At 62.3% G+C, this 25573-nt stretch carries 14 protein-coding genes; 11 read left to right on the forward strand and 3 right to left on the reverse strand.

Annotation, left to right across the window (positions count from 1 at the left end):
- The first annotated feature begins 71 nt into the window (after positions 1–71).
- From R2834_05605 to R2834_05620, 4 genes are all read left to right on the forward strand, one after another.
- A complete protein-coding gene (locus R2834_05605; GenBank protein MEZ4699784.1) occupies positions 72–5912 on the forward strand; it encodes a polymorphic toxin type 50 domain-containing protein in 5841 nt (1946 codons plus the stop codon).
- Between the two features lies 1 nt (position 5913).
- On the forward strand, positions 5914–6195 hold the full coding sequence (locus R2834_05610) for a hypothetical protein (protein MEZ4699785.1): 282 nt from the start codon (positions 5914–5916) through the stop codon (positions 6193–6195).
- A gap of 446 nt (positions 6196–6641) precedes the next feature.
- Complete coding sequence (locus tag R2834_05615) at positions 6642–6995, forward strand: hypothetical protein (protein MEZ4699786.1); 354 nt, start codon at positions 6642–6644, stop codon at positions 6993–6995.
- A 136-nt stretch (positions 6996–7131) separates the two neighbouring features.
- Positions 7132–7395, forward strand: coding sequence for a hypothetical protein (locus R2834_05620; GenBank protein ID MEZ4699787.1), 264 nt, complete (start codon positions 7132–7134; stop codon positions 7393–7395).
- Between the two features lie 67 nt (positions 7396–7462).
- On the opposite strand, the gene R2834_05625 is transcribed toward R2834_05620, so the two are convergent.
- The 3 genes from R2834_05625 to R2834_05635 all read right to left on the reverse strand — a co-directional run bounded on the left by R2834_05625 (position 7463) and on the right by R2834_05635 (position 11111).
- Positions 7463–8299, reverse strand: a complete 837-nt coding sequence (locus tag R2834_05625) for a methylated-DNA--[protein]-cysteine S-methyltransferase (protein MEZ4699788.1) — start codon at positions 8297–8299, stop codon at positions 7463–7465.
- A gap of 82 nt (positions 8300–8381) precedes the next feature.
- Positions 8382–9725, reverse strand: a complete 1344-nt coding sequence (locus R2834_05630; protein ID MEZ4699789.1) for a HAMP domain-containing sensor histidine kinase — start codon at positions 9723–9725, stop codon at positions 8382–8384.
- A 9-nt stretch (positions 9726–9734) separates the two neighbouring features.
- Positions 9735–11111, reverse strand: a complete 1377-nt coding sequence (locus tag R2834_05635; GenBank protein ID MEZ4699790.1) for a sigma-54 dependent transcriptional regulator — start codon at positions 11109–11111, stop codon at positions 9735–9737.
- A 261-nt stretch (positions 11112–11372) separates the two neighbouring features.
- On the opposite strand from R2834_05635, the gene R2834_05640 reads away from it, so the two are divergent.
- From R2834_05640 to R2834_05670, 7 genes are all read left to right on the forward strand, one after another.
- A complete protein-coding gene (locus R2834_05640) occupies positions 11373–12731 on the forward strand; it encodes an HlyD family efflux transporter periplasmic adaptor subunit (protein ID MEZ4699791.1) in 1359 nt (452 codons plus the stop codon).
- Between the two features lie 36 nt (positions 12732–12767).
- Positions 12768–13466, forward strand: coding sequence for an ABC transporter ATP-binding protein (locus tag R2834_05645; protein ID MEZ4699792.1), 699 nt, complete (start codon positions 12768–12770; stop codon positions 13464–13466).
- 26 nt (positions 13467–13492) lie between these two features.
- Entirely contained in the window at positions 13493–15910 is a 2418-nt protein-coding gene (locus R2834_05650) for an FtsX-like permease family protein (GenBank protein MEZ4699793.1), read from the forward strand.
- Between the two features lies 1 nt (position 15911).
- Positions 15912–18284: an ABC transporter permease gene (locus tag R2834_05655; protein MEZ4699794.1), complete on the forward strand. Its 2373-nt coding sequence runs from the start codon at positions 15912–15914 to the stop codon at positions 18282–18284.
- Positions 18285–18357: 73 nt separating this feature from the next.
- Positions 18358–20760 carry an ABC transporter permease gene (locus tag R2834_05660; GenBank protein ID MEZ4699795.1) on the forward strand — a complete coding sequence of 801 codons (2403 nt, stop codon included), beginning with the start codon at positions 18358–18360 and terminating at the stop codon, positions 20758–20760.
- Positions 20761–20813: 53 nt separating this feature from the next.
- Positions 20814–23174, forward strand: a complete 2361-nt coding sequence (locus R2834_05665) for an ABC transporter permease (GenBank protein MEZ4699796.1) — start codon at positions 20814–20816, stop codon at positions 23172–23174.
- A 35-nt stretch (positions 23175–23209) separates the two neighbouring features.
- A complete protein-coding gene (locus tag R2834_05670) occupies positions 23210–25573 on the forward strand; it encodes an ABC transporter permease (protein ID MEZ4699797.1) in 2364 nt (787 codons plus the stop codon).

The raw sequence follows: 25573 nt of genomic DNA on the forward strand, positions 1-25573 counted from the left end.
CTTCCATTCATGTTGCGGGGGCGGCGATCGGCGAATTTGGCGCCGTACATCAAACCAATCCCCTTTGCGCCATGAAGCCCATCCTCACGGCCGCTTGCCTGCTCCTCCTGTTTTCGCCCGGAATTCCCTCGCCGGCACAAACGAGCCAGCTGTTCAACGCGCACATGACGCAGCCGGATGTCTGGCGGCCGGCGTCGCCCTCCGAACCGGGCGTGGATGCGAAAGGCGACCTGACGCTCTCCCTGCCGATCATGACCGTTCCGGGGCGTGGCGGGCTCGACTACGAGATCCGGTTTACCTACCGTTCGGGCATCCGCGTCGATCAGCGCGCCAGCTGGATCGGGCTGGGCTGGGAGTTCGATCCGGGTTCGATCACGCGCGAGCCAATGGGGCTCGTGGAGGCCGATGGCACCGTGCACGGCACCGACTGGGCCGACGGATCGACGCCGGCGTGGCAGCCCGATGCCTATTACGTCACCTTGCCGGCCGGTTCGTCCATGATGACGCGGCTAGCCGGCGGCACGGCGCCGCCGCGCACCGATGCGGACGGATTCTACCTGAACGCCTGGCGCCCCTGGAAGGTGGATGCCATCGGCTCCGCCCCCGTGACGGTGGTGGATGCAGCCGGAAGCGGCACGACGACGGCGACCGTATTCAACAGTGTGGTCGTCCAGAAGCCGGATTATACCGGTTTCACGATAACGACCGACGACGGCACCCGCTATGTCTTTGCGCACCCGACCCTGTCGACATTTCGGATCTTTTCGAGCGTTCTCACTGTGTCCGACGACCTGCAGGTCGAATATTATGTCAGCAGCTGGCGGCTTCGGTCGATCCTGGGGCCGGACTACCTGGGCCCCGACATTCCCGCGGGGAACGAAGCCGGCAGCTGGATTCGGTTCGACTATACGACGCCCACGACCGTCGTGGACCCCGGTGGGGTCGAAGCGGCGACGCGTCAGCAGGTATCGTACCTCAGCGCCATCGTGACGCCCACCCATCAGGCGACCCTGTCAACCGCGCCCCGCTACAATGAAAACCTTTCACTCTACGAGGAAGGTCATTTCCAGAAACTGACGCAGATCACCCTCGCGGCCCGTTCGGCGCCTTCGACGACGCTGCAGAAAGTCGAGACGATCACCTCAGCGCTTCACGCCAGTCCGGATGAGCCTCGGCTCTCGCTGGATGGCGTCAAGATCTACGGCAAGAACAACGACGCTACGTTGCCGGCGTACGCCTTCACGTACTGGGGGGCCTGCACGTCGTCGGTAACGGCGGCGCACGCGGACTGGTTCGGCTTCTGCAATGCAGGCACCGCCGACATCTTTAATCTCGGCGTCAACAACGACGGCCGTGCCTGGAGCCTGAAACGCATCACGTATCCGTCCGGCGGCTGGGATCAGTTCGATTACGAGGACGATTCCCTGCTCAGCACCGAGACGGTCCCGTTCTGGCTATTTGATCTGGAGCAGAATGCGTCGACCACGGCGTATTCCTTCACCCTGTCGGGCAACCAGACGCGTCAGGGTGGCGCCCGCGTAAAAACCCGAACGCAAGGCGATGGGCTCGGGAGCGAATGGAGCACGACCTACACGTACGGTTCGGGACGGCTGAACAGCGTCCCGGGCGGGTGGTGGAAAACCTACTTCACCACATACCGGGGTTTTGTGGGGACCGAGCGAGCCCAGGCGGCGGTGTACTATGATTATGTAAAACGATCCGATCCCGATGGCGGAAGCGTCAAGACCTACTACACCAACGCCGGCAATACACCGGCCACGGTTTCCCGAATCAGTACCTTTCTGTACCTGCGCGCCGATTTCGGAAATCCGAACTTCCAGTACTACGACTTCGCGATCGTGCAGGGCAATCAGGGTTGGAATTGGGGGCTCCCCTACGAGGTATACTACTACAATAATGGCGGCGTCAATCCGGTTCGCAAAACGACGCGTACCTACGATCTGACGGGATACCCGCTGGCGAGTGCATTCGCTGCCGGCGGCTACGACGCCAAATTGGTGTGGTCGTATGACGGTAAGGTCGACGCGGAAACGGATACCGACTATGGCCAGAGCGCCAGCACGTCGACCTCCATCACGCACAAGGCAACCTATACCCACCACACGGCCGCCGGGACGGGGACCGGCTATGTCAAAACCAGCGAAGAAACGCTCAACAGTACGTCAACGCCGGCGCGGAAGACCGAATACACGTACGGCTACGAGAAATACGGCGAACTCAATACCCGGAATATCCTGCGGCCGGTCGTTCAGACGGTCGTAGGCGAAAAGACCAGCGCTTCCTCAACCACCTGGCACGCATCGACCGCCACGCGATGGAGCAGCTATGCCATGGCCGGCGGCACCATCTGGAAGCCCCGATTCAACGTCGCCTGGAACGGGACGGCCTCGACGAGCAAACCGGTCTACAGCAATTGGACGACTGACACGATCCAGAGCGGCTGGCAGCTGAAGGACAAAACCACGGCCTACAACGAGCACGGTCTACCGACGTCGATCACCGATCCTCGCGGCGTCGTCACCACGCTCACGTATTTCACCGGAACGACCGGGGTCAGCACGACGCCCCCGGGATTGCTCAAAAAGGTGGCCAAAGCCGGGCTGTCGGTCGAGTTTGGCTACGATGCGGCCTTCGGACTCCTCGCGACCGTCAAGGACGAAAACAGCCACACGACAACCTATACCTACGATAACTTTGGCCGGCTCGCCGAAGTCAAAAACCGGATGAGCCCGTCGAATACGGTGACGACGTATTCCTATTCGACCTCCACCGTCCCCTTCAAGGTGACCGGAAAGCAATTCCACGCATCCGGTCTCGCCTATGAGACGATCTCGTTCTTCGACGGGTTGGGCCGGCCCCTTCAGACGCAATCCAAAGACGGCGCGCTGTACGTGGTCTCCCACACGGAGTACCTGCCCGGCACGGCGACGAGTGGCGCGCGCATCCGCGAGTGGAAACCGTATAGCTACGCAACGGGAGGCGCCTACCATGCCGGCTTCGCCGGATCGGCTCGAAGCCTGTATGGGAGCAGTACGAATCCGTACGTGGAGACCCTCTTTCGGCGTGACGGCCTCGCGCGCGTGGACCGGGTCACGCCCGAAAACGACGGGACGACAGCCCCCTACATCCTCACGGCCTACAAGGTAGGTACGCTCGATGGGGGCTCCTCATCCAACTACAGGTTCGAGGAAACGACCGACGAAATCGGCCATGTGACGCGCACCTTTTTCGATACGTTCGGGCGTACGAAGCAGGTGGTAGCCGGCTATAACACGTCGGACAAGGCGGTCACGACCTTCACCTACAACATCGTCGATCTGCTCACGCAGGTCGCAGATCCGCGTGGGTTGGTTACGACGAACGTCTACAACGTACAGGGGCAACTGACCCAGCGCACCACGCCCGATGCCGGCACGGTGAAATACAAATACGACGAAGCGGGCCTTCTTCGATTCAGTCAGGACGCCGTTCAGGCCTCGAAGAGCGACGTGCTCTACACCCGGTACGACAACCTGGGCCGGCCATCCATCACCGGGCTGCATACCCATATCGATTTTAATACGCTCACCGGCGCTACAGACTATGGCTGGGAGAATACCACGACGTCCTATTTCCTCGCGGTCCACCATTACGGCGATGCGGCGAACGGGTACGGTGGGACGGCCGTCAAGCCGGCAACGGGTACGTATCCCTGGTCGTTGTTCAGCTCCCAGATAAGCGGAGCCGCGACCCCTGCCAACGGGAAAATGCATCGCACGGCATCGGCCTACAAAAGCAACGGACGCTGGCAGATCGAGATGGCCAGCTACGACAACGAAGAGCGGCAGACCTGGAAGCGGCAGTACACGGAGTCCAATGCCGGCGGCGTCACTACGGCCCTCAATACCACCTTTACCTATACGCTGAACTGGCTGGGACAGCGTACGAAGGTGCAATCGACGGTCGGCAGTCTGAACTGGTACCAGTGGTACGACTACGATGCGCTCGGCCGGGAGACCAAAATGTATGCGTCTACATCGTCCGCCAAGCCGGCACTGGCCGATGTTCGCTTCTTGTACAACCAGGCCGGCGCCGTCCGTACCGTCCAGCTGAAGGAATACCAGACCGACGGGTACCGGGCCACCAAGGGGTACGACTACAACCTGCGTGACTGGGTCACCGGGATCGATCTGGATAGCGAAAACACGCCCTTTGCGGCGTTGTACGACTACTTCGGAAACGGCAATATCTCGACGGCCACGTTCAACCAAGGCACCGCGACGTCGGACAAGCGGTACCGCTATGTCTTTACCTACGACGCGCTCGACCGCATCAAGTCGGCCGACTATTCCTACGCCGTCTGGAACGGGACGGGTGAAGTAGGTCCGCAGCCCTATATCGTAGGCGGGTGGGATTGGTATTTCACAACCCGCTACGATGTGAACGGCATCACCTATGACAAGAGCGGCAACATCACCGCCCTGACGCGAAATCGGGAGACAGGGAGCGCCATCGATCAGCTTACCTATTCGTATGCGAGCGGCACGAATCGGCTTGCCTCCGTTACCGATGCGGTCTCCTCGGCCGAAGCGTGGGATGCCGAGACCGGCAGTTTTAGCTACGATCTCAATGGCAACATGCTGACGGCGCCGGCGCCCTACGCCATCACGAGCAGCACGTACGACGAACGTAACCTCCCCCTGTCCCTCACGGCCGGCTCAACCACGACCTATCGCTACAGTGGCGACGGGCAGCGGTTTGCGAAGAAGGTTGGAAGTGCTGCGGGCGAGCACTATGTTCTCGATGGGAGCCAGATCATGGGCGTGTTCTCTGACACGGGAACGCTGAAACACTGGAATATCATCGCCGGCGAATCCGTCTGGGGGCGCTACGACGGGACGAACCGGTTTTATTACCACAAGGATGCCCTCGGTTCGACGCGACTGGTCATAAACGCCGCGGGGTCGACCGTGGAGTGGCGGGACTACTACCCCTTCGGTTTGACCCTGCCCGGTCGGAGTTATCTCTCGGGTGCCGCGGCAAAAGAAGGATACACCGGGAAGGAGCGTGACGCGGAAACAGGCCTCGACTACTTCGGCGCCAGGTACTACATGCCGGCGTTGGGGAGGTGGGGGAGTGTGGATCCGCAAATGGAAATTTATCCGGAAATCAGCCCCTATAATTATGCGGCGAATAACCCCGTAATCAATTATGACCCCAATGGCGAAATTATTGGTACGATAGTAGGAGCAGTCGTCGGATGTGCTGTAGGAGTAGCTACTGGGGATGGTTGTAAACAGGGAGCAATTTCTGGCGCGACTGCCGGGCTAGTTGCTGATCTGGTTGTACTAACTGCCGGAGCTGGGGTTGGCAGCCTGATAGCAGCAGGGGCGCTTGGGGGTGCGGCAGGTAGTTTGGTAGATCAAAAACTTTCTGGCAATAACTTTGACTGGACAGAGGTCGCGATCTCGGCAGGCATTGGTGGGGCACTTGGTGGAATCACTGGAAAAGTAGCCGGATCTGTGGGCAAAGGGATTGGTAAACTCCTTGGAGGATCATCCAGTGTTGAAGTTGGATCATTAAGAGTTGTCGGTGTTTTGGATGATAATGTTAGAGATATATCAAGAGTAATTGATCTTGGTAAACAGGGAAAACATCTTCTAGGGCACAATAACTATATTCCGGGGAGGAGTATACTTGAGTTGAGTGCTCAGGAACTACTTGATGATCTTCACAATGGAAGTGTGCTTATGGTTCAGAGAATTGATGCTAGCAAGATAAGGGTGGATTTTGGTAAAATAATAGGTCGCTATGTCGATCCGTCTACAGGGGCTTCGTTGCCTACGACAAGAGGGATCGTGATCAATAGTAGGACTGGTGTGCATATTGTTCCATCTAGGCCGTATCTCTAAAATGAAAAAAATCGTACTGCTTTCGGCTCAAAGGGCATTGTTGAGTATGATTACTTCAAATATGAGAGCTATTGCTGTGGCAATGAAAGATGGAGTTGTCTATTTAAGATTCTATTTTGCTGACTCGCCATCAGAAGATGAATTAGATATATTGGAGTCTGTATCCGGAGAAATGATGGCTGATTTCGATGATGTAAGCGTGGAAACAGATTATGTTGTAAGCAATGATCGTGTGCCTCAGCTCTTGAGTGAAGGATCCTGGGTGTACATGCGAAAAGAATAGCTTAATGATCTTGACTGTAGATTGAGTGGGCACGGGTTATGCAAGATATCGCCTTAAAACATCGGAAGTTACGTATGCCATTAAACTGCTCGTCATTAGCTATTTGGAGCCATTTGAGGGGTTGGCTTTTGCATCACAGTCATCTGAAGTAGGATGCAAGGAAGTATGCTGGCCTGTAAAAAACGCAGGTTTGCGTGAGATCTTTCCTATGAAATACCTGTCATTCCTGGCCATAAATGGAAATGTTGTTAATTGTTACTATTGAAAGAGATGTTTTAAATGAGAGTTTTATTTGTAGTCGATAGTGCAGAGGGGGAGCCTGGGCCAAATATGTATTGGAGGGGCTCACCTGATGAATACCTTAAACTGCCAGAATACTACGCCGAAGCTGTTCGGTATAGGATGTTCGACTCGGAGCGCCAGGGTGCTTGACGCCGGCTAGAGACATGAAGAAAATAGTTAAGGAAGAGCTATTGACCCTGGAGTATATGCAGGGACGCTCGAGGCCTGAAGACGGGTATTTTGAAGGCGGCGTTGCTGGGCCGCAGCATCTGGAGCAGCTTGGGGTATGCGTCCAGAAGGAGCTTCGCTTGAACATGGTTACAGACGAAATGGAAGAAACCGGAGCGATGCAGGTATCGATTTCGGGAAATCGAGACGTGCTGTTTAACCTGGGACGATATCTCGTGGCGGTGGCCAGGCTTGATACCGAGGACCCCGACTATCACGATCACTTCGACAGCCTCAAGCATGTGAACGGTTGCGCGCCATGCCGCCTGATCGTGCGTCTGGAGCCGTGACACCGGCTTCTTCGGCCTTGCCAGCTGCATCGGGAATCCTGCAGCCGGCCCCGTGCCGTGCGTGAACGCATGGTGTCTATAGGCTGCTATCTCGCACTGCGTCGATTTCGCACGTGAAGTCATCAAACTGAACAACATGACCGCCCAGCATCATCGCGTCATCAGGGTTTTGGAATGGTACGAAAAGGAAGGGGTAGACCTGGTCGGTGAAGTTGCGTTGCCCACGCTGACCCTTTCGGTTCTCGAAGGTCTCTTCGGAGTCCAAAAGGACGATCCCTTCTTTTACAATAAATATGAAGTATTACCTGCACATGCTGAAGTTTTGCAGGGTTTTACGACCGTAACAATCGAACTCGATAATTATGCTTATCTCGTGGCCTGCTACGCGAGCGATTCCTGAAACGCTGGTGCGTATCTGATCGTGCCAGGCTTGTTGGGCTCAGCCCCCGATGTGGCAGCGTCTTGGCTCATGGCATCGCATTCAAGACTGCGCTCACCTCAAACCCCACCATGGCTTTCTTGCGCGCACTGCCCCAGTGGTACTGCCCAAAATGCCCGGACTTGCGGATGACCCGGTGGCAGGGGATCAGGTAGCCGACAGGATTCCTGGCGACGGCGCTGGCGACGGCGCGCGTTGCCGCCGGCCGGCCCAAGGCGATCGCCAGGTCCTCGTACGAGACGATATGGCCCGCCGGCACACGGAGCAGCGCCTGCCACACCTGCAACTGAAAGTTGGTGCCGCTCAACAACAACCTCATCGAAGAGCCGTTCTCGGATTCCTCGCCGAAGATGCGCGCGACGGTGCGTCGGGTTTCATCCGGGGCTTCGACCAGGCCGGCGCTCGGCCAGCGGGAAGCCAGCTCGTCGACCGGGCCCTGGCCCGGCGGGTCGAAGGCCAGATGACAGACGCCCCGGTCGGTGACGCCGACGAAACACCAGCCGAAACGCGTCTCGTGGAAACCGTAGCGGATCGTCAGGCCGGCGCCCTGCTGCTTGAATTCGCCGGGCGTGACGGCCTCGACGGTGACGAACAGGTCGTGCAGCCGGCTCGGGCCTGACAGGCCGGCCGCGAAGGCGGCCTCGAGCACCGAGGCGGACGTCCTGAGCCGTTCCTTGGCATGACTCAGGGTCAAATGCTGGAGGAACTGCTTCGGGGTCACGCCGGCCCAGCGCTTGAACAGCCGTTCGAAATGGTACGGGCTCAGGTGAATGTGCGCGGCGATGTCGTCGAGGCGGGGTTGGTCGAGGACGTTGTCCTCGAGAAACCGAATGGCGCTTTCGATACGGTCGAAGTCGGAAGACATATCGTTTCGGGTATACGTGGAAGGTACCCCAGAATACGCCAGCGCGCCGGCCGGGTCGACCCGAATCTTGCGGACCTGGGCGTCAAAAGCGCAAGGTGAAGGTCGTTTGCCGGTCCGGGTCGGAAATAACGCTCAACGCCCCGCCGTGCTGACGCATGATCTGGCGGGATAGACTGAGCCCGATGCCGGATCCTTCCTTCTTGGTGGTATAAAACGGAATGAAGATGCGCTCAAGCGCTTCCGGTGGAATGCCGGGGCCATTGTCCGAGACCTGGATGATCGTATTGCCCCGCGGCGTCATCCGTGCGCTCAGCTGGATGCAGGCATCGGGTGTGTCCTGCAGCGCCTCCATCGCGTTCTTGATCAGGTTGATGACGACCTGCTCGATCAACTCGGGATCGGCGGTCACATCCAGCTCCTCGGGTTGGACCGCCACCCTCAGCCCGATGCCGGCGTCGTCGAGTGAACTCCGGAAAAGATGCTCGATGGCGCTGAAGAGCCGGCGAATCGGGAAGATCTCGAGATCCGGTCGCGGTATGCGCGTCAGGCTGCGGTAGGCGTGCACGAAATGGATGAGGTGCTGGCTGCGCCGCGCGATGGTTTGCATCGCCAGACGCACATCGGTGAGCGTCTCGGCGGCAAGACCGGTTTCCGGGGCGGGAGCCAGATCCGTCAGCAATTCGTTCGCCGTGTCGGCCATCGAGGCAATCGGCGTGATCGAGTTCATGATCTCGTGCGTGAGGACACTGACGAGCTTCTGCCAGGACTGGATTTCCTTTTCTTCCAGCTCGGCCTGGATGTCCTGAATCGACACCAGGGTGTAAAACTGCCCGCCGAGCCTGAATTCCGTGGCGTAGACGACGAGTTCCAGCAGTTCGTCGCCGTCGACCACTTTGACGAGCGCCTTGTCTCCCGCGTGCATCCTGAGCAGGGTATCCACCAGCTCGGCGCTGAATCCCGCCAGCGCCTTGACGTTCTTGAGGTAGGGCACGCGCAACAGCCGCTTGGCGGCGTTGTTGATCAGCCCCACGCTGCCGGTTTCCTGGAAAGCGAGCAGGCCGATCCCGATATGTTGGATGACGGTGTTCAGATAGAGAACGTGCTCCTCCTTTTCCGCGCGCGCCGATCGAAAATCCTCCATGACCGAGGTAAACGCCTTGCTCAACTCGACAAAAGACCCCCCCAGCTCCTTGGCATGAAACGCCTGCGAGAAGTCGGAATACCGGATAGCCAGCAACAGCCGGCTCAGCTCGCGGTTCGTGCGATCGACGAAACGAACCAGGGAGATGCCCTGGAATGCCACCAGAACCGCCGCCGCAACGGGGATCAGCGACGAGGCGTGCACCACATAGGCGTACACGCCGGCGAAGATGCTCGCTGCCAGCACCAGAATGCGTAGCGTACACTGTATGCGAAAGCCGCGCATGGATCGGGGTCAGAGGTGATATTTTTCGAGACGTCGGTACAGCGCGGCGCGGGTGAGCCCAAGCTCCTTCGCCGCCTTGCTGATGTTGCCCTCGTGTTTGTCGAGCGCCTTTCGGATGACCGTGCGCTCCACCTCCTCGAGGTTGTAGGCATCGAATACGAGACCGTCGGTGTCGGGGCGCCGGGTGCCGGCGAAGAAAAAGTCCTCTCGCTGCAGCGAGGTAGACTCGGTCATGATCACGGCCCGCTCGATCATGTGCTCGAGCTCGCGGACGTTGCCGGGCATGTGGTAGGCCTTCAGCTGCTGGATCGCCGCGCTGCTCAGCGACCGGACCGACTTTCCGTATTTTCGGGCGAACCGCGTCAGGAAGTGCGTGGCGAGGGGTTCGATGTCCTCCGGGCGCTCGCGCAGCGGCGCCAGATGGATTTCGACGGTGTTGATGCGGTACAGCAGATCCTGGCGAAACAGACCTTCCTCGACCATCTCGTAGATCGGCATGTTCGTCGCGCAGATGAGCCGGACGTCGATCGGGATCGGTTTGTTCGACCCCACCCGGACGATCTCACGGCGCTGGAGGGCGGTCAGGAGCTTGGACTGCTTGGCCATCGACAGATTGCCGATTTCGTCGAGGAACAGCGTTCCGCCCGAAACCAGCTCGAAACGACCCACCCGGTCCTCCCGCGCGTCGGTGAAGGCGCCCTTGACGTGGCCGAAGAGTTCGCTTTCGAACAGGGTGTCCGAGATGGCGCCCATGTCGACGCCGACGAAGGGGCGCTCGGATCGCCGCGAGTGGCGATGCAGGGCACGGGCGACGAGCTCCTTGCCCGTGCCGTTTTCCCCCAGAATGAGGACGCTGGCATCGGTGGCCGCTACCTTGTCGATCTGTTCGAAGACGCGTTGCATCGCCGGCGACTCGCCGACGAAATCCTGGTAGCGCAGGTCGATATCGGACAGGAGCTGCCGCTGCGTATCGCGCAGCAGGCCGGCCTCCGTCTTGGACGAGCGCAGCCGCCGCGCAGCCGTCAGCGTGGCGATCAGCTTCTCGTTTTGCCAGGGCTTCAGGACGAAGTCGGTGGCGCCGGCCTTGATGGCGTTGACCGCCATTTCCACATCGCCGAACGCCGTGATCAGCACCACGACGGCCGCCGGATCGATCGCGAGGATCTTGTCGAGCCAGAAAAACCCCTCGCGTCCGCTCGAGACGTCGCGCGTGAAGTTCATATCCAGCAAAATGATGTCGTACGTCTCGTTCTGCAGCAGCTCGGGGAGACGTTCCGGCCGGCTTTCGGTGTGGATCCGGCGCGCATGTTTCTTCAACAGAAAGCGCGCGGCCTGCAGCACATCCTCGTCATCGTCGACAATCAAAAGACTCCCGAAATCGCTCATACGTGGCGGTACGGTTCGGTTGAATACGGTGGGTGGATCGGCCGGCGATCTCCAAACATCATTCCAGCCCGCAATATAGGTGAACAGGCGCGAATACGCTGACCGGAGTGTTCGAAATCGGACACCTGGTGTTTCGCCGGCGAACACCTTCGGCGGAGGCGAGATACGGCTGTGTGAGGGTCATGTTGTTGGGAGGCAACGAGTTGTGGGTACTGGCACCGCGATTGCAAAGCAATGGGCAGTCACGTACCCGATAGAGCAATGAACGACACCCCTGATCAGAAGCCTGACATTTCCGTTTTGCTGCGTCCTTCCTCGGGCCCTGCGTCCGATCCCGGCGACCGCCGGATGGGCGGCGGCGAAGGCATGGACCGGCAGCGCGAACGCCGATTCTGGACGATGCGCCGCACCCTTCAACTGGCCGGCGCCGTGGTCCTCGTAGCCCTGCTGGGCTATGCCCTGTGGACGACGACCGGCGGGCGCAAACTCAATGTAGATACCGAACGCCTGACCGTATCGACCGTCCGGTTCGAGCCGTTCCAGGAACGGATCGCCATCACCGGCAACGTCCTCCCGCGCACGACGGTGTACCTCGATGCGGTCGAGGGAGGGCGCATCGAGGAGATTTATGTCCAGGAAGGGGCGATGGTCGAAGACCACGAGCCCATCCTCCGGCTCTCGAACAGCACGCTCCAGCTGAGTCTGTTGAACACGGAATCCCAGCGTCTGGAGCAGATCAGCCAGCTCGAACAAACGCGTTTTCAGATCGAGGAGGGCAACCTCACCCGCCGGCAGCAGCTGACGGACATGGACTACAACATCCTGCGGCTCCGGCGCGATCTGGAGCGGAACCAGGACCTGTACGAGAAGCGAGTCATCTCCGAACGCGAGTTCCAGACGGTGAAGGATGAATATGAATACTGGCAGCGCCGGCGCGACCTGACCCAGCAGTCGTTCAAGCAGGATTCGCTGCGGCAGGCGCTGCAGGTCGAGCGCATGGTCCTCGCCGTCGAGCGGATGGACGCCAACTTCGAGGTGATGCAGGAACAGCTCGAAAACCTGACCGTGCGCGCGCCGCTTGCCGGCCAGTTGACGGCGCTCAACGCCGAACTCGGCGAGATGAAGGGCGCCGGCTTCCGGTTCGGGCAGGTGGACGTGCTCGACGGGTTCAAGGTGCGTGCCGGCATCGACGAGTACTACATCAACCGGGTCGTACGCGGTCAGCGCGCCACGACCCAGCCGATCGCCGGCGTCGAATACGCCATGGAAGTGACGCGCGTCTATCCGGAAGTTCGGGACGGGCGGTTTGAAGTCGACCTCACGTTCCTCGGCGAGACGCCGCCGGACATTCGCCGCGGGCAGACGATCCGGCTCGGCCTCGAGATGAGCGACCTCGGCGAGGCGCTGACCCTGGCGCGCGGCGGTTTTTATCAGTCCACCGGCGGAGGATGGGTGTACGTGCTCGATCCCTCGGGCGACTTCGCGGTGAAGCGGGTCGTCCGTCTCGGACGGCAGAATCCGCTCGTCTACGAAGTGCTCGAAGGGCTGGAGGCCGGCGAGCAGGTCGTGACGTCCTCGTACGACACTTTCGGCGATGTCGATCGCCTCGTTCTTCAGTAACCGTTTGCCCACGCACACGCTCAATACATCAAACGTATGATCAAAGCCACCAATCTTAAAAAGACCTACGTGACGGAAGAGGTCGAAACCACCGCCCTCAACAACGTCAACATGGAGATCAAGGAAGGCGAGTTTATCTCGATCATGGGTCCGTCGGGCTGCGGCAAGTCGACGCTGCTCAATATCCTGGGTTTGCTCGACAGCCCTTCCGAGGGGTCGTACACGTTCCTGGGCCACGAGACGGCGAACATGTCCGAGCGCCAGCGCGCCGGCCTGCGCAAGGGCAACATCGGCTTCGTGTTTCAGAGCTTCAACCTGATCGACGAACTGACCGTCTACGAAAACGTCGAGCTGCCGCTGCTGTATCTGGGGATGACGTCCGCCGAGCGCGAACAACGCGTGACGGCGGCGCTGGATCGCGTCCAGATGACGCACCGGAAAGGGCATTTTCCCCAGCAGCTCTCGGGCGGTCAGCAGCAGCGCGTCGCGATCGCGCGCGCCGTCGTCGCCGGCCCGAAGCTCATCCTCGCGGACGAACCCACCGGTAACCTGGATTCGACCCACGGCGAAGAGGTGATGTCGCTGTTGACGCAGCTGAACGAAAACGGCACCACCATCGCCATGGTCACCCACTCGCCGGCGGACGCCGAATACAGCCACCGGATCGTGCACCTGTTCGACGGCCACATCGTGACGGAGAACTTTCTCAAACAGCGCTACATCGCCCCGGCCTGAACGCGCTGCATGCCGAAGAGGCCATCATGCTCAAGAACTACCTCGTCATCGCCCTCCGCACTGTGTCGAAGCAGCGCGCCTACACGTCCATCAACGTCTTCGGCATGGCCATCGGACTGGCCGTGGCGATGCTCATCGTACTCTATGTGCGCGATGAGTTGAGCTACGACCGGTTTCATGAACACGCTGCGTCCATCTATCGCATTAACCTGGATGCGGCGTTCAACGGGCAGGCGCTCAAGACGGCCACGTCGCCGGCGCCGATGGCCGGCGTGCTGGCGACCGAGTACCCGGAGGTCCGCGCCGTGGCGCGGTTCTTCGCGTCGTTCGACGACCAGGGGCAGGCGGTGCGGTATGAGGACCGCGCCTTTCTCGAGTCGGGGTGGATGTGGGCCGACTCGTCGGTGTTCGATGTGATGACCTTTCCCCTGCTCCGCGGCGACGCGCGCACGGCCCTCGCTCAGCCCTATTCGGTGGTGATGACCGATGCGATGGCGAAAAAATACTTCGGCGGGGATGATCCCCTTGGCCAGACCGTCTACAGCGACGGCGACGCCTACCGGGTGACCGGCATCCTGGCGGACATCCCGTCCACCTCGCATCTGCAGTTCGATTTCCTTGCCTCGCTGACCAGCATCCCCTGGGTGAATCAGGCGAACTGGGTGAGCAACTCGTTTCATACCTACGTGCGCCTGGCCGAAGGGAAGGACCCGGTCGCGTTCGAACAGAAGCTGCAAGCGCTGGTGCAGACCTACGTCCGCCCCCAGGTCGAAGGCGCGCTGGGCGTCTCCTTCGACGAGGCGGTGGCGAACGGCATGCGATGGGCGTACTTCGTCGAGCCGCTCGGCGACCTTTACCTCCATTCCCAGGCCGGCGGCACCATCGGGCGAACGGGCGATATCACGTACGTGTATGTGCTCAACGCCATCGCAGTGTTTATCCTGCTCATCGCCTGCATCAACTTCATGAACCTCGCCACGGCCCGTTCGACCGGCCGCGCTCGTGAGGTCGGCGTTCGCAAGGTGATGGGATCGACGCGCCGGCAATTGATGCGGCAGTTCCTGGTGGAGTCCATGCTCATGGCGCTGGCGGCGCTCGGGGTCGCGAGCCTGCTGGTGTGGCTCTCGCTCGGGTGGTTCAACCAGCTGGCGGACAAGACGCTTACCATCGATTTCACGCGCGACGCCGGCTTCTTCGCGGGCATGCTGGGGATCACGCTGGCCGCGGGGCTGCTGGCTGGCATCTATCCCGCGATCGTGCTCTCGGCCTTCCAGCCGGCGGCCGTGCTGAAGGGCACCCTGCCGCGCGGGGTGCGGCACGCCGGCCTGCGCAACGCGCTCGTCGTGATGCAGTTCGGGCTGTCCATCGGCATGCTGATCTGCGCGGGCGTGGCGAGCCGGCAGCTGGATTTCATGCAGTCGAAGGACGTGGGATTCAACAAGAACCAGGTGCTCGTGCTGCCGATCACCTCGAATTCGGTCGCCGCCGAGACGATGCATAACACCCTGTTGTCGGATCAGGGAGTGACCGGTGTGGCCTTCGCCAACGCGCTGCCTGGGCGGCTGACGACAACCGATGCCTTTCGCCCGGAAGGGATTTCGGGCAACACGATTTTCGCCCTGGCTTCGGCACAGGTCAGCCACGACTACATCGAAACGCTCGAGATGGACCTCGTCGCGGGCCGCTCGTTTTCGCGCGCGTTTCCGGGCGATAGCGCGGCGTATGTCGTCAATGAAGCCGGCATGCGCGAGCTGGGCTTCACGTTGGAGGATGTGATCGGCAAACGCATCGAGGAGCCGGACGACGAGGCGGCGGTCTCCGGACCCATCGTCGGCGTCGTGCGCGATTTTCAGTTCGAGTCCTTTGAAAACACCATCCGGCCACTCGTGCTCAAGCTCGGCGGCGACATGCAGTATGCGCTGTTGCGGGTCAGCCCGGTTCGGCTGGACGAAACCATCGAACGGCTTCGGATGAAGTGGGCGGACATCGCCGGCGGCCAGCCGTTCGACTACTTTTTTCTGGATGACGATTTCGGCAGGCTTTACGCCAGCGAGCAGCGTCTCGGCCAGATCTTCGGCTATTTCACGGCACTGACGGTGTTTATTGCCTGCCTCGGGCTGTTCGGTCTGGCGTCGTACGTCACCGCGACGCGCACGAAAGAGATCGGGGTGCGCAAGGTCCTCGGGGCCACGGTGCCGCAGCTGGTGTTGCTGTTGTCGAAAGAGTTCTCCCGGCTCATCGCCGTGGCGTACGTGCTGGCGGTGCCGGTAGCGCTCTATGCGATGGATCGGTGGCTCGCGCACTTCGCGTACCGGGTGACCATAAGCGGCTGGATCATCGTCGGCGCCGGCGTGGTGGCGATCCTGATCGCGCTGCTGACGGTCAGCTATCAGTCCATCCGGACGGCGCTCGCCGATCCGGTGGACAGTCTCCGGTACGAATGACATGATCAGGCACGCATTCCTCATCGCCCTCCGCTCGCTGCGTCGCGATCCGCTGACGTCGATCATCAACATCGGCGGGCTCGCCCTGGGCATTGCCGCGGCATTCGTGCTCGGGCTCTACGTGCGGCAGGAGCTGAGCTACGACCGCCATGTCGAGGGTGGCGACCGCGTCTATCGGATCGCGACCGACTTTTTCAACATGGGCGGCTTCGCCAAAAGCCAGCAACAGCTCCTCGACATCCTGCCCGATCTGGTGCCGGAGATCGAAGCGGCCACCCGGTTCGACCGGGGGTTTCAGGAGACGACCGTTCAGGTGGGGGAGACGCGGTATGCCGAGCCGGCCTACATCTACGCCGACAGCGCGTTTTTCGACCTCTTCAGCTACCGGTTTCTCGAAGGCACTCCCGGCCAGGTGATGCGCGCGCCCGACGAGATCGTCCTCAGCGAGACGGCCGCGCGTACCTACTTTGGCGATGCGCCGGCCCTGGGACGCGTGGTGTTGGTGGGCAAGGAACGAAAGCCCCATCGTGTCACGGGGGTGGTCGCCGATCCGCCCTATCGGACGCACCTCGCGGCTTCGCTCTGGCTTCCGCTCGTTCGCGAGGACGAGCCGGCGAGCGCGTGGAGCAACGTGCAGTTCTACAATTACGTGCGGCTGCGCGAGGGATCGGACCCCGCCGCGCTGCAGCGCGGTCTTGACCGGTTATTGCGCGACTACGCCTTTCCGTCCAGTGGCGTCGACGGCACCTACGAGCAATGGGCGTCCAGCGATTTTGCCGTCCGCTTCATGATCCAGCCGCTCCGGGACATCTACCTGCACTCGGACTACCGGCTCGAAATCAAGCCCGGGGGCAACCCCGTGCAGGTCTACGTGCTGGGGATCATCGGCGCGTTCATCCTGGTGCTGGCGGCGATCAACTACATCAACCTTACGACGGCCGCCGGCGCGATCCGGGCGAAGGAAGTAGGCGTCAAAAAGACGCTGGGCGCGGAGCCCAATGCGTTGCGGCGCCAGTTCGTCGCCGAGACGGTCGCATTGAGCGGGATGGCGCTCGTCGTCGCCCTCGTCTTCGCCCAGCTGCTGTTGCGCGTCTTTTCGTATGTGACGGGCGCCGAACTGGTGGATAGCCTGTTCGATGGGCCGCTCTATCTCCTCTGGCTGGTCGGTTTCACGCTGGCGGTCGGTCTCGCGGCCGGCGTGTATCCCGCTCTTTTCCTCGCCCGGTTTCGGCCGGTGAGCATGCTGCACGGCACGGGCGCGGGTCCGGGAAACAGCCGGCTGCGCAGTGCCCTCGTCGTCACCCAGTTCGCCGTGGCGATCACGCTGGGCATCGGAAGCCTGGTCGTCTTTCGCCAGCTCGATCATCTCCGCAGCACCGATAAAGGCTTTGCCTTCGAGGGGGTGGTCGATATCGAAAACGCCGGCGTGCTCGGACCGCGTCTGGAAACGTTCCGCGATCAGGTCGATCGGCTCTCGACGGTGGCGCAGACCAGCCTCGCGCGCCGCGTGCCGACCGGCTCAGGCGTCTCGATGTTTACCTACAAGACGCCGGAGATGCCCGAGGAGATGACACTGCAGACGTTCCGCGGTGACGACACCTACCTGCCGACGCTGGGGCTGCGCCTGATCGCCGGCCGGAATTTCAGTCGCGACCTGGCATCCGATTCCTCGGCCGCGATCCTGAACGAAGCCGCCGTGCGGGCCCTGAATCTGGGCGACGACCCGATCGGGAAAGACATCGGCGAAGGCCGGCGCGTCGTGGGCGTGGTGAGCGATTTCTATTTCCAGTCGCTCAGCCAGCGCATCGAGCCGGCGGTCGTGCTCTACAACGAGGAAGGAACGCATCTGCTGGTGCGACTGCAGGCCGGTCGGGTTGGCGAGGCGATGGCGCAGGTGCAGGCGCTGTGGGCGTCGTTTGCCGGCGACGAAACGCTCCGTTATGCCTTCATCGACGACAATTTTGCGAAGATGGCCGAGCAAGAGCGCGTCTTGAGCCGTGCCGTGGCCTCCTTCACGTTTCTTGCGCTGTTCATCGCCTGCCTGGGGCTGTTCGGGCTGACCGCCTTCGGCGTGCAGCGCCGGCGCAAGGAGATCGGCATTCGGAAAGTGCTCGGCGCGAGTGCGCTCCGGCTCACGGCGCTGCTGACGCTGGATTTTCTCAAGCTCGTCGGGATGGGTTTTCTCGTCGCCGTACCGATCGCCTACCTCGCCATGGCGCGCTGGCTCGACGGCTACGCCAACCGCATCGTGCTCGGGCCGGGCGTGTTCTTGGCCGCCGGCGGGATGGCGCTGCTCATCGCGGCCGGCACCGTCGCCTGGCTGGCCGTCCGCGCGGCGTCCGCCGATCCCGTAAAAAGCTTGCGGTATGAATGACCGGGCGAGGTGCCCGGTGGCGCCGTTGTAAAGACGCACCATGTGGCGTCTGGCTCAAATACGGTTGAACGACATGCTGAAAACGTACCTCATCATCACCCTTCGCAACCTGCGCCGGCACCGCGGCTATACGGCGATCAACATCGTCGGGCTCTCTGTCGGCCTGGCCGCGTGCGTGCTGATCCTGCTGTATATCCAGACGGAACTGTCCTTCGACCGCTTCAACACGAAGGCGGATCGCATCGTGCGGATCACCATGCAGCGGGTGAACGACGATTCCTGGCACTGGGCGCTGGCGCCGATCCCGATGGCGGCGCTGCTGGAGGAAGACTTTCCCTTCGTCGAACAGACGGCACGCATCACGCCGCCGATCAAGCGGCTCGTTGCGCAGGGCGACCGGCGGTTCTTTGAAGACGGCGTCGCGTTTGGCGATCCGGCCGTGTTCGACATCTTCGACATACCGGTGGTGCAAGGCGACCCGGCCACCGCGCTGGCCAGCCCGTTCACGGTCTTCATCTCCCAGCGCCTCGCCAGGAAATACTTCGGCGATACCTCCCCTGTGGGGCGGCAACTGGTGCTGGACAACCGGTGGACGTTCGACGTGGCCGGCGTGTTCGCCGATCTGCCGGCGAATTCCCATCTCGCGTTCGATTTCATGGGGTCGTTCGAGTCTGAATTTGCGATGGGGACCGAGCGCGAGAACTGGTTTACCAATGCGTGGACGTATGCGCTGGTGCAGTCGCCGGCCGATGTGCAGCGGCTGGAGGAGGGCCTGACGCCGTTCGCCGAACGGCGCGTACCGGAGGGCCGGACCAGCGGTATCGACTTCAGCGCGCTGCCGCTGCTGGACATCCACCTCTATTCCTCCGAAGTCACCGGGGACAGCACCACGAAAGGCGATATCCGGTATGTTTACCTCTTCGCGGCCATCGCGGTGTTCATTCTCCTCATCGCGTGCATCAACTATATGAACCTGGCCACGGCCCGGGCCGCCGTGCGGGCGCGGGAGGTCGGTGTGCGCAAGGCGGTCGGTGCGGGGCAAGTCCAGCTGATCGGGCAGTTTCTGGCGGAGTCCGTGCTCTTGAGCGGTCTGGCCCTGGTGATCGCCATCGGGCTGGTGCAGCTCTTGCTGCCGGCATTCGCACACGTGATGGATCGCCAGATTGCCTTCGGGCTGAGCGAGTCGCCCATGCTCGTTGGGATGATTGTGCTGTTTGGACTGGGCGTGGGGGTCATTGCCGGCAGCTATCCGGCATTTTACCTGAGCGCTTTCCGGCCCGAGGCCGTCCTGAAGGGCAGCATCCAGCGGGCGGGATCGCTCTCGCTTCGTCGCGCGCTGGTGGTCTTCCAGCTCTTTGTGTCGGTGGCGCTTATCGCGGCTACGCTTGTCGTGTATCGCCAGATGCATCTGGTTCAGAGCGAACGGCCCGGTTTTCAGGAATCGCAGCTCCTGACGTTCGCCACGCGCGGCGGCTCGTTTGTCCAGGGTGGGCTCGAGAACGAGCTGGCGGATCGGTACGATGTCTTCAAGGGCGAAGTGCTGCGCATCCCGGGTGTCGAGCAGGCGACGACGACCTCCACGCTGACGCAGGCCGGCGAGATTCGTTATCTGAACGCCGAATACGTCGAAGGAGGGATGAACGGGGCGCCAGGACTCTTTCTCGAAGGGCAGACCGTCGATGCCGATTTTTTTGAGACGATGGGGTTGGAACGGGTCGCCGGCAACCTGTTTGATGCGGCGCATGCCGGCGCCAGGGCGCGCGATATCGTCGTGAACGAAACGCTCGTGAAGGAAGCCGGATGGGATGCGCCGATCGGAAAACAACTGCATTTTTCCGACGAGGACGTGCGCACCGTAATCGGTGTTGTCAAGGATTTCCACAACAAGACGCTCAAGGAGGCCATCGCGCCGATGTACCTCCAGCCGACGGACCAGGCCTCGAACTTTGTCGTCCTGCGCGTACGCTCGCATGACCTGCCGGCTACCATTGCCGCCGTCGAGCGGCTCTGGGGTGAGGTCGTGCCCGAGCAGCCCTTCGTCTATCGGTTCTACGATGACGTCTTCGACGCCCTCTACCGCACCGAGCTGCGCCTCGGCCAGTTGTTCGGCGCGTTTGCCCTGCTCGCGATCGCCATCGCCTGTCTGGGTCTCTTCGGGCTTGCCGCGTTCGCCGCGCAGCAGCGCACGAAGGAGGTGGGCATCCGAAAGATCCTCGGCGCGAGTGTGGCGCAGATCGCGCTGCTGCTGTCGCGCGACATCGTCTGGCTGATGCTGGCGGCCTTCGTGCTGGCGAGCCCGGTGGTCTATGTCGGGATGGAACGCTGGCTGTCCACCTTTGCCTACCGGATCGATCTGAACGGGTCCATTTTCCTGATCGCCGGCGGCGTCGCCCTGTGCATCGCCCTGCTCACCGTCAGCTACCAGGCCGTCCGCGCCGCCCTCGCCGACCCCGTAAAAAGCCTGCGATACGAATGACCCCTGGTAGAGACGCAACATGTTGCGTCTCGGCTCAAATACGGTTCAACATCATGCTGAAAACCTACCTGACCGTCACCCTCCGCAACCTGCGCCGCCAGCCGGTAGCCACCCTCATCAACGTGGTGGGCCTCGGCGCGGCGATGACGTTGAGCCTGCTGGTGCTGCTGCTCGTCCAGGACCAGCGTAGCTACGATCGGTTCAATGCGAAGGCGGATCGGATCGTGCGGGTCCTCGCCGCGCGTCCGGATCGGCGCGCGCTGGCCGCCACGCCGGCGTATCTGGGGCCGTCGCTCAAGCAGGATGTCCCCGAGGTGGAGGAGGTCGTCCGGTTCGGCCAGATCCGTTCCGATGCCTCGGCGAACGACAAGGCGCTGTTCGTGAACGGGCTGCACGTCGAGCCGTCCTTCTTTTCGCTGTTCGATTTCGAACTCGTCGCCGGGGACCCGGCCACGGCGCTTGCCGGCCCCCATCGGATCATCCTGACCGAAGAAACGGCGGCCAGGTTTTTTGGCGACGCGAACCCGATCGGCCAGTCCTTCGAACTGACCCGTTTCGGACAGTATACCGTCACCGGCGTGGTGCGGACCGCCCACGTGAAGTCGCACCTTCGGTTCGACGTCCTCGCTTCCTTCGAGACGCTCTCGACCCTCGACAGCGGACGCGAGGAACTGCAGAATGCCGATAATTTCTGGCATTTTGCCACCTACGTGCTGCTAAAACCCGGTGCGGATCCCGCCGTGCTGGCCCCTCACCTGGCGCGGTATGCCGAGCGGTATCGGGGCGATTATGTGATGTATCTGCAGCGGCTTACCGCAATCACCCTCGGGCCGGAGGTGGGCAACGAGATCGCTTCGTACAACCTGCCCGGGTTTCTGGTGTGGGCGCTGCTGGGGCTCGGGATTTCCGTCGTGATCGTCGCCGTGTTCAACTACGTCGGGCTCGCCGTCGCGCAATCGACTCGGCGGGCCCGGGAGGTAGGGATACGCAAGGCCATCGGCGCGACCCCCGGGCATCTGCGGGCTCAGTTTCTGGCCGAATCGATCTTCACGGCGTTGGCGGCGCTCGTCGTGGGACTGATGATGGTGTCGCTGCTGGTGCCGGCCTTCAATCAGATCTCGATCCTGTCCGAACTCGACGTCGCCGTGAGCCCGTCCATGCTGCTGAGTCCGGGCCTGATCGCGATCTATCTGGTCTTCGCACTCGGGGTCGGGTTGCTGGCCGGCGTGTTTCCGGCGTTCAGGCTCTCGTCGTTTCGGCCCTCCGCCGTGCTGCGGGGCGGCATCGACAGCCAGGGGCGCTCGGCATCGCGTCTGCGACTGACCCTGACCTTCGCTCAGCTGGCCTTCTCGTTTTTCTTCATCGTCACCACGGTCTTGCTGGTACGCCAGTTCGGCTACATGCGGGAGGGGCACTTCGGGTTCAACGTGGACGACCAGCTGGTGATCGACCTGCAGGGCAACGACAGCGCGCTGCTGCGGCAGGAGCTGCTGCGCGTGCCGGATGTCGTCGAGGCGGGGGCCACGTCGCGTCTGCCGGCTGCCAGCGGCGGGACGTCGGCGTACATGGCGTATGGGCAGGATACCGTGCGGACGAACTACTTTAGCGCCAGCGCCGGCTTCATCAGAAATCTCGACCTCGTCTTCCTCGCGGGGCGCAACTTCCAGGAGGAAGCCGGGAGCACGCCCGGCGTGCTGCTCAACGAGACGGCCGCTCGCCGTTTTGGATTCCATGTCTTCGACGACGCGCTCGGGGCCTCCGTCGCCTTCAGGGACAGCCTGCAGCCAGTCGTAGGGGTAGTGCGCGATTTCCAGGTGGACATGATGTCGACCGCGCCCGAGCCGCTGCTCATCCTGAACGACCCCGCCGCCTTCCTCACCCTGTCTGTTCGCACGACGCCGGGTCGCGAAGAGGCGGTTTCAGCCGCCTTGAAAGCGATCTGGGCGCGGATCGATAGCCAGCACACCCTGGAGATCCAGCGGTATGCGCTCGAAGCGCGCGACAACGCGGTCAACAAATCCTTCCGCGACATCACCGCGATCGTCGGGTGGCTGGCGGTGCTGGCGCTGGCGATCGCCTGCCTGGGCCTCCTGAGCATGGTCGCCTACGTCGTGGCCCGTCGGGTGAAGGAGGTGGGCATCCGGAAGGTGCTGGGCGCCAGCGTGGCCCAGGTGAGCTGGTTGCTGTCGCGCGAATTTCTGCTGCTCGCGCTGGGCGCCGCCGCGCTCGCGTTTCCGGTCGCCTATTACGTCAACAACCTCTGGTTGAACACCTTCTACGACCGGGTCGCGTTCGGCGCCGGCGTGATGCTGACGGGTCTCGCCATCGTGCTCACGCTCGTGCTGATCACCGTCCTCTCGCAAGCCGTCCGCGCGGCGCTGGCGGATCCTGTGGAAAGCCTTCGTTACGAATAGCATCGCCGCCGAGCGTCCCCATCGGACATCATCCCATGCTGAAAAACTACCTCATCATCGCCCTTCGCAACCTCAACCGGCATCGAGGCTACAGCGCCCTCAATGTGGTGGGGTTGAGTGTGGGCATCGCCGCGGCGATGCTGATCGGGCGCTACGTGCAGCACGAGCGGTCGTACGACCGGTTTCACGAACGGAGCGAGCGGGTGTACCGGCTCGTGACGGAGATGGGCACCTTCGGCACAATGGCGACGGCGTTTGCGCAGGCCGGCGTCTACTTCCGGGACCAGATCCCCGGCGTCGTGGATGCCGTGCGGTTGCATCGGCAGGAGACGGTGCTCCGGCGCGCCGGCGCGTTGCAGTCCGAGCCCCGGTTTTTTTATGCCGATCCCTCGTTCTTCGAGGTGTTCTCCTACCCGCTGATCGCCGGCGACCCCGCCACGGCGTTGGTTGCGCCGCGCAGCGTCATCCTGACGGCGTCGACGGCGCAGCGTTATTTCGGCGATGCGGACCCCCTCGGGCGGACGCTCGAACAGGCGGACGGCGAGGTGCTCACGGTCACCGGCATCGTGGCGGACCCGCCCACCAACACGCATCTGCACTTCGACCTGCTGGCGTCGTTTTCCTCGCTGCGGCAGACCGACGGCGAGGGCCGGCCCGAGCAGCTATCGAGCTACACCTACCTCCTCCTCGCGCCCGATGCCGATCTCGACGCCATCCAGGCGCGGATGGACGCGTTTTCCGAAACCGACCCCGAGCAGGTCGCGGCCGTGCTCGGCATGGCGTTGCGCGGGATGCGCTTTCATCTGCAGCCGCTGGTCGATATCCACCTGCATTCCGCGCTGCGCGGCGAGGCGGAGGCCAATAGCGAAGCGCGTCTGCCGTTCCTGTTCGGCCTCGTGGCCATCGTCCTGATCGCCATCGCGATGATCAATTACATGAACCTGGCCACGGCGCGCGCGCTGCAGCGTTCCCGCGAAGTGGGGGTCCGCAAGGTAGTGGGGGCCGGCCGGGCGCAGCTCATGGGACAGTTCATGGGCGAGGCACTGGTGCTGAGCGCGTTGTCGGTGGGGCTCGCGTGCCTCCTCGCGCAGCTCGCCGCGCCCCTGTTCAACCAGCTGACGGACCGGGAGCTGGCCGGCGGCCTGTTCAGCGGTCCCCGAGCATGGGGCATGCTTGCCGGTTTTACGCTGCTGATCGGGTTGCTCGCCGGCTGGTATCCCGCGCTCCATCTTTCCGCCTTCCAGCCGATGAGCGTTCTGAAGGGGCGTTCCCGCGGCGGGGGCGGGCAGGTGCGACGCGCCCTGGTCGCCGTTCAGTTCACGATGTCGATCGTCCTCATCGTCGTGACGCTGGTGATCGGCCGGCAGGTGCGGTTTATCCAGACCAAAGACCCCGGTTATGAGATCGAGCAGCTCCTGAGCATCCCGATGCAGGGCCCCCTCACGGCCCAGGCCGACGTCTTCCGGGCGGCCCTCAGCGAGGTGCCGGGTGTGGCGTCGGTGTCCAACGCGTTCGGGATGCCGCTCGATGGCGGGATCATCTCGACGAAAACCATCGGCGATCAGCAAGCGCTCCTGCATTACCTGAAAGTGGACGAACGCTATTTCGCTACCGTCGGCATGCGCGTCGTCGCCGGCCGGGGATTTCGCGCGGAGGGGGATTCGACGGCCTTGCTGCTCAACGAAACGGCGGCCCGCCTTTTCGGGGTGCAGGACCGGGTGGGCGAGGTCCTGGACGAGGCCTCCTTTCCGGGGCAAACGCTGATCGGCATCGTGTCCGACTTCCATCTGGCGTCCCTGCATGCCCCCATCGAGCCGGCCGTCTTCGAGAAGCCGGGCGACTGGCGGTCGATGTTTTTCCCGGGTACGTTCGTCGTGCGGCTCGCGCCCGGGGCGGATGTGGCCGGCGCGCTCGCCGCCATGCGCGCCGTGTGGCAGGCGTTCGTTGACGACCGCCCCTTCACGTACACCTTCGCCGATGCGGCCTGGGCGTCGCGGCATCGTGACGAGACACGCCTGGGCGACCTCACGCGCAGCTTCGCATTGCTGGCGCTCTTCATCGCCTGTCTGGGCCTCTTCGGTCTGGCCGCCTTCACGGCCGAGCAGCGGACCAAGGAGATCGGCATCCGCAAGGTGCTCGGCGCGTCGGTCGCCGGCCTGGTCCGCCTGCTCACCGCCGATGTGCTCAAGCTGGTGGGCATCTCGTCGCTCGTCGCCGCACCCATCGCACTCGTCCTGATGCAGCATTGGCTCGGCGAATTCGCGTACAGGATCGACCTGGGCGCCGATGTATTTCTGCTGGCCGGCGGCGGCGCGCTGGCCATCGCCTTCCTCACCGTAGCCTGGCAGGCCGTCCGCGCCGCCGTGGCCGACCCCGTAAAAAGCCTGCGCTACGAATAG

The sequence above is a fragment of the Rhodothermales bacterium genome (assembly GCA_041391505.1).
Classification (GTDB): domain Bacteria; phylum Bacteroidota; class Rhodothermia; order Rhodothermales; family JAHQVL01; genus JAWKNW01.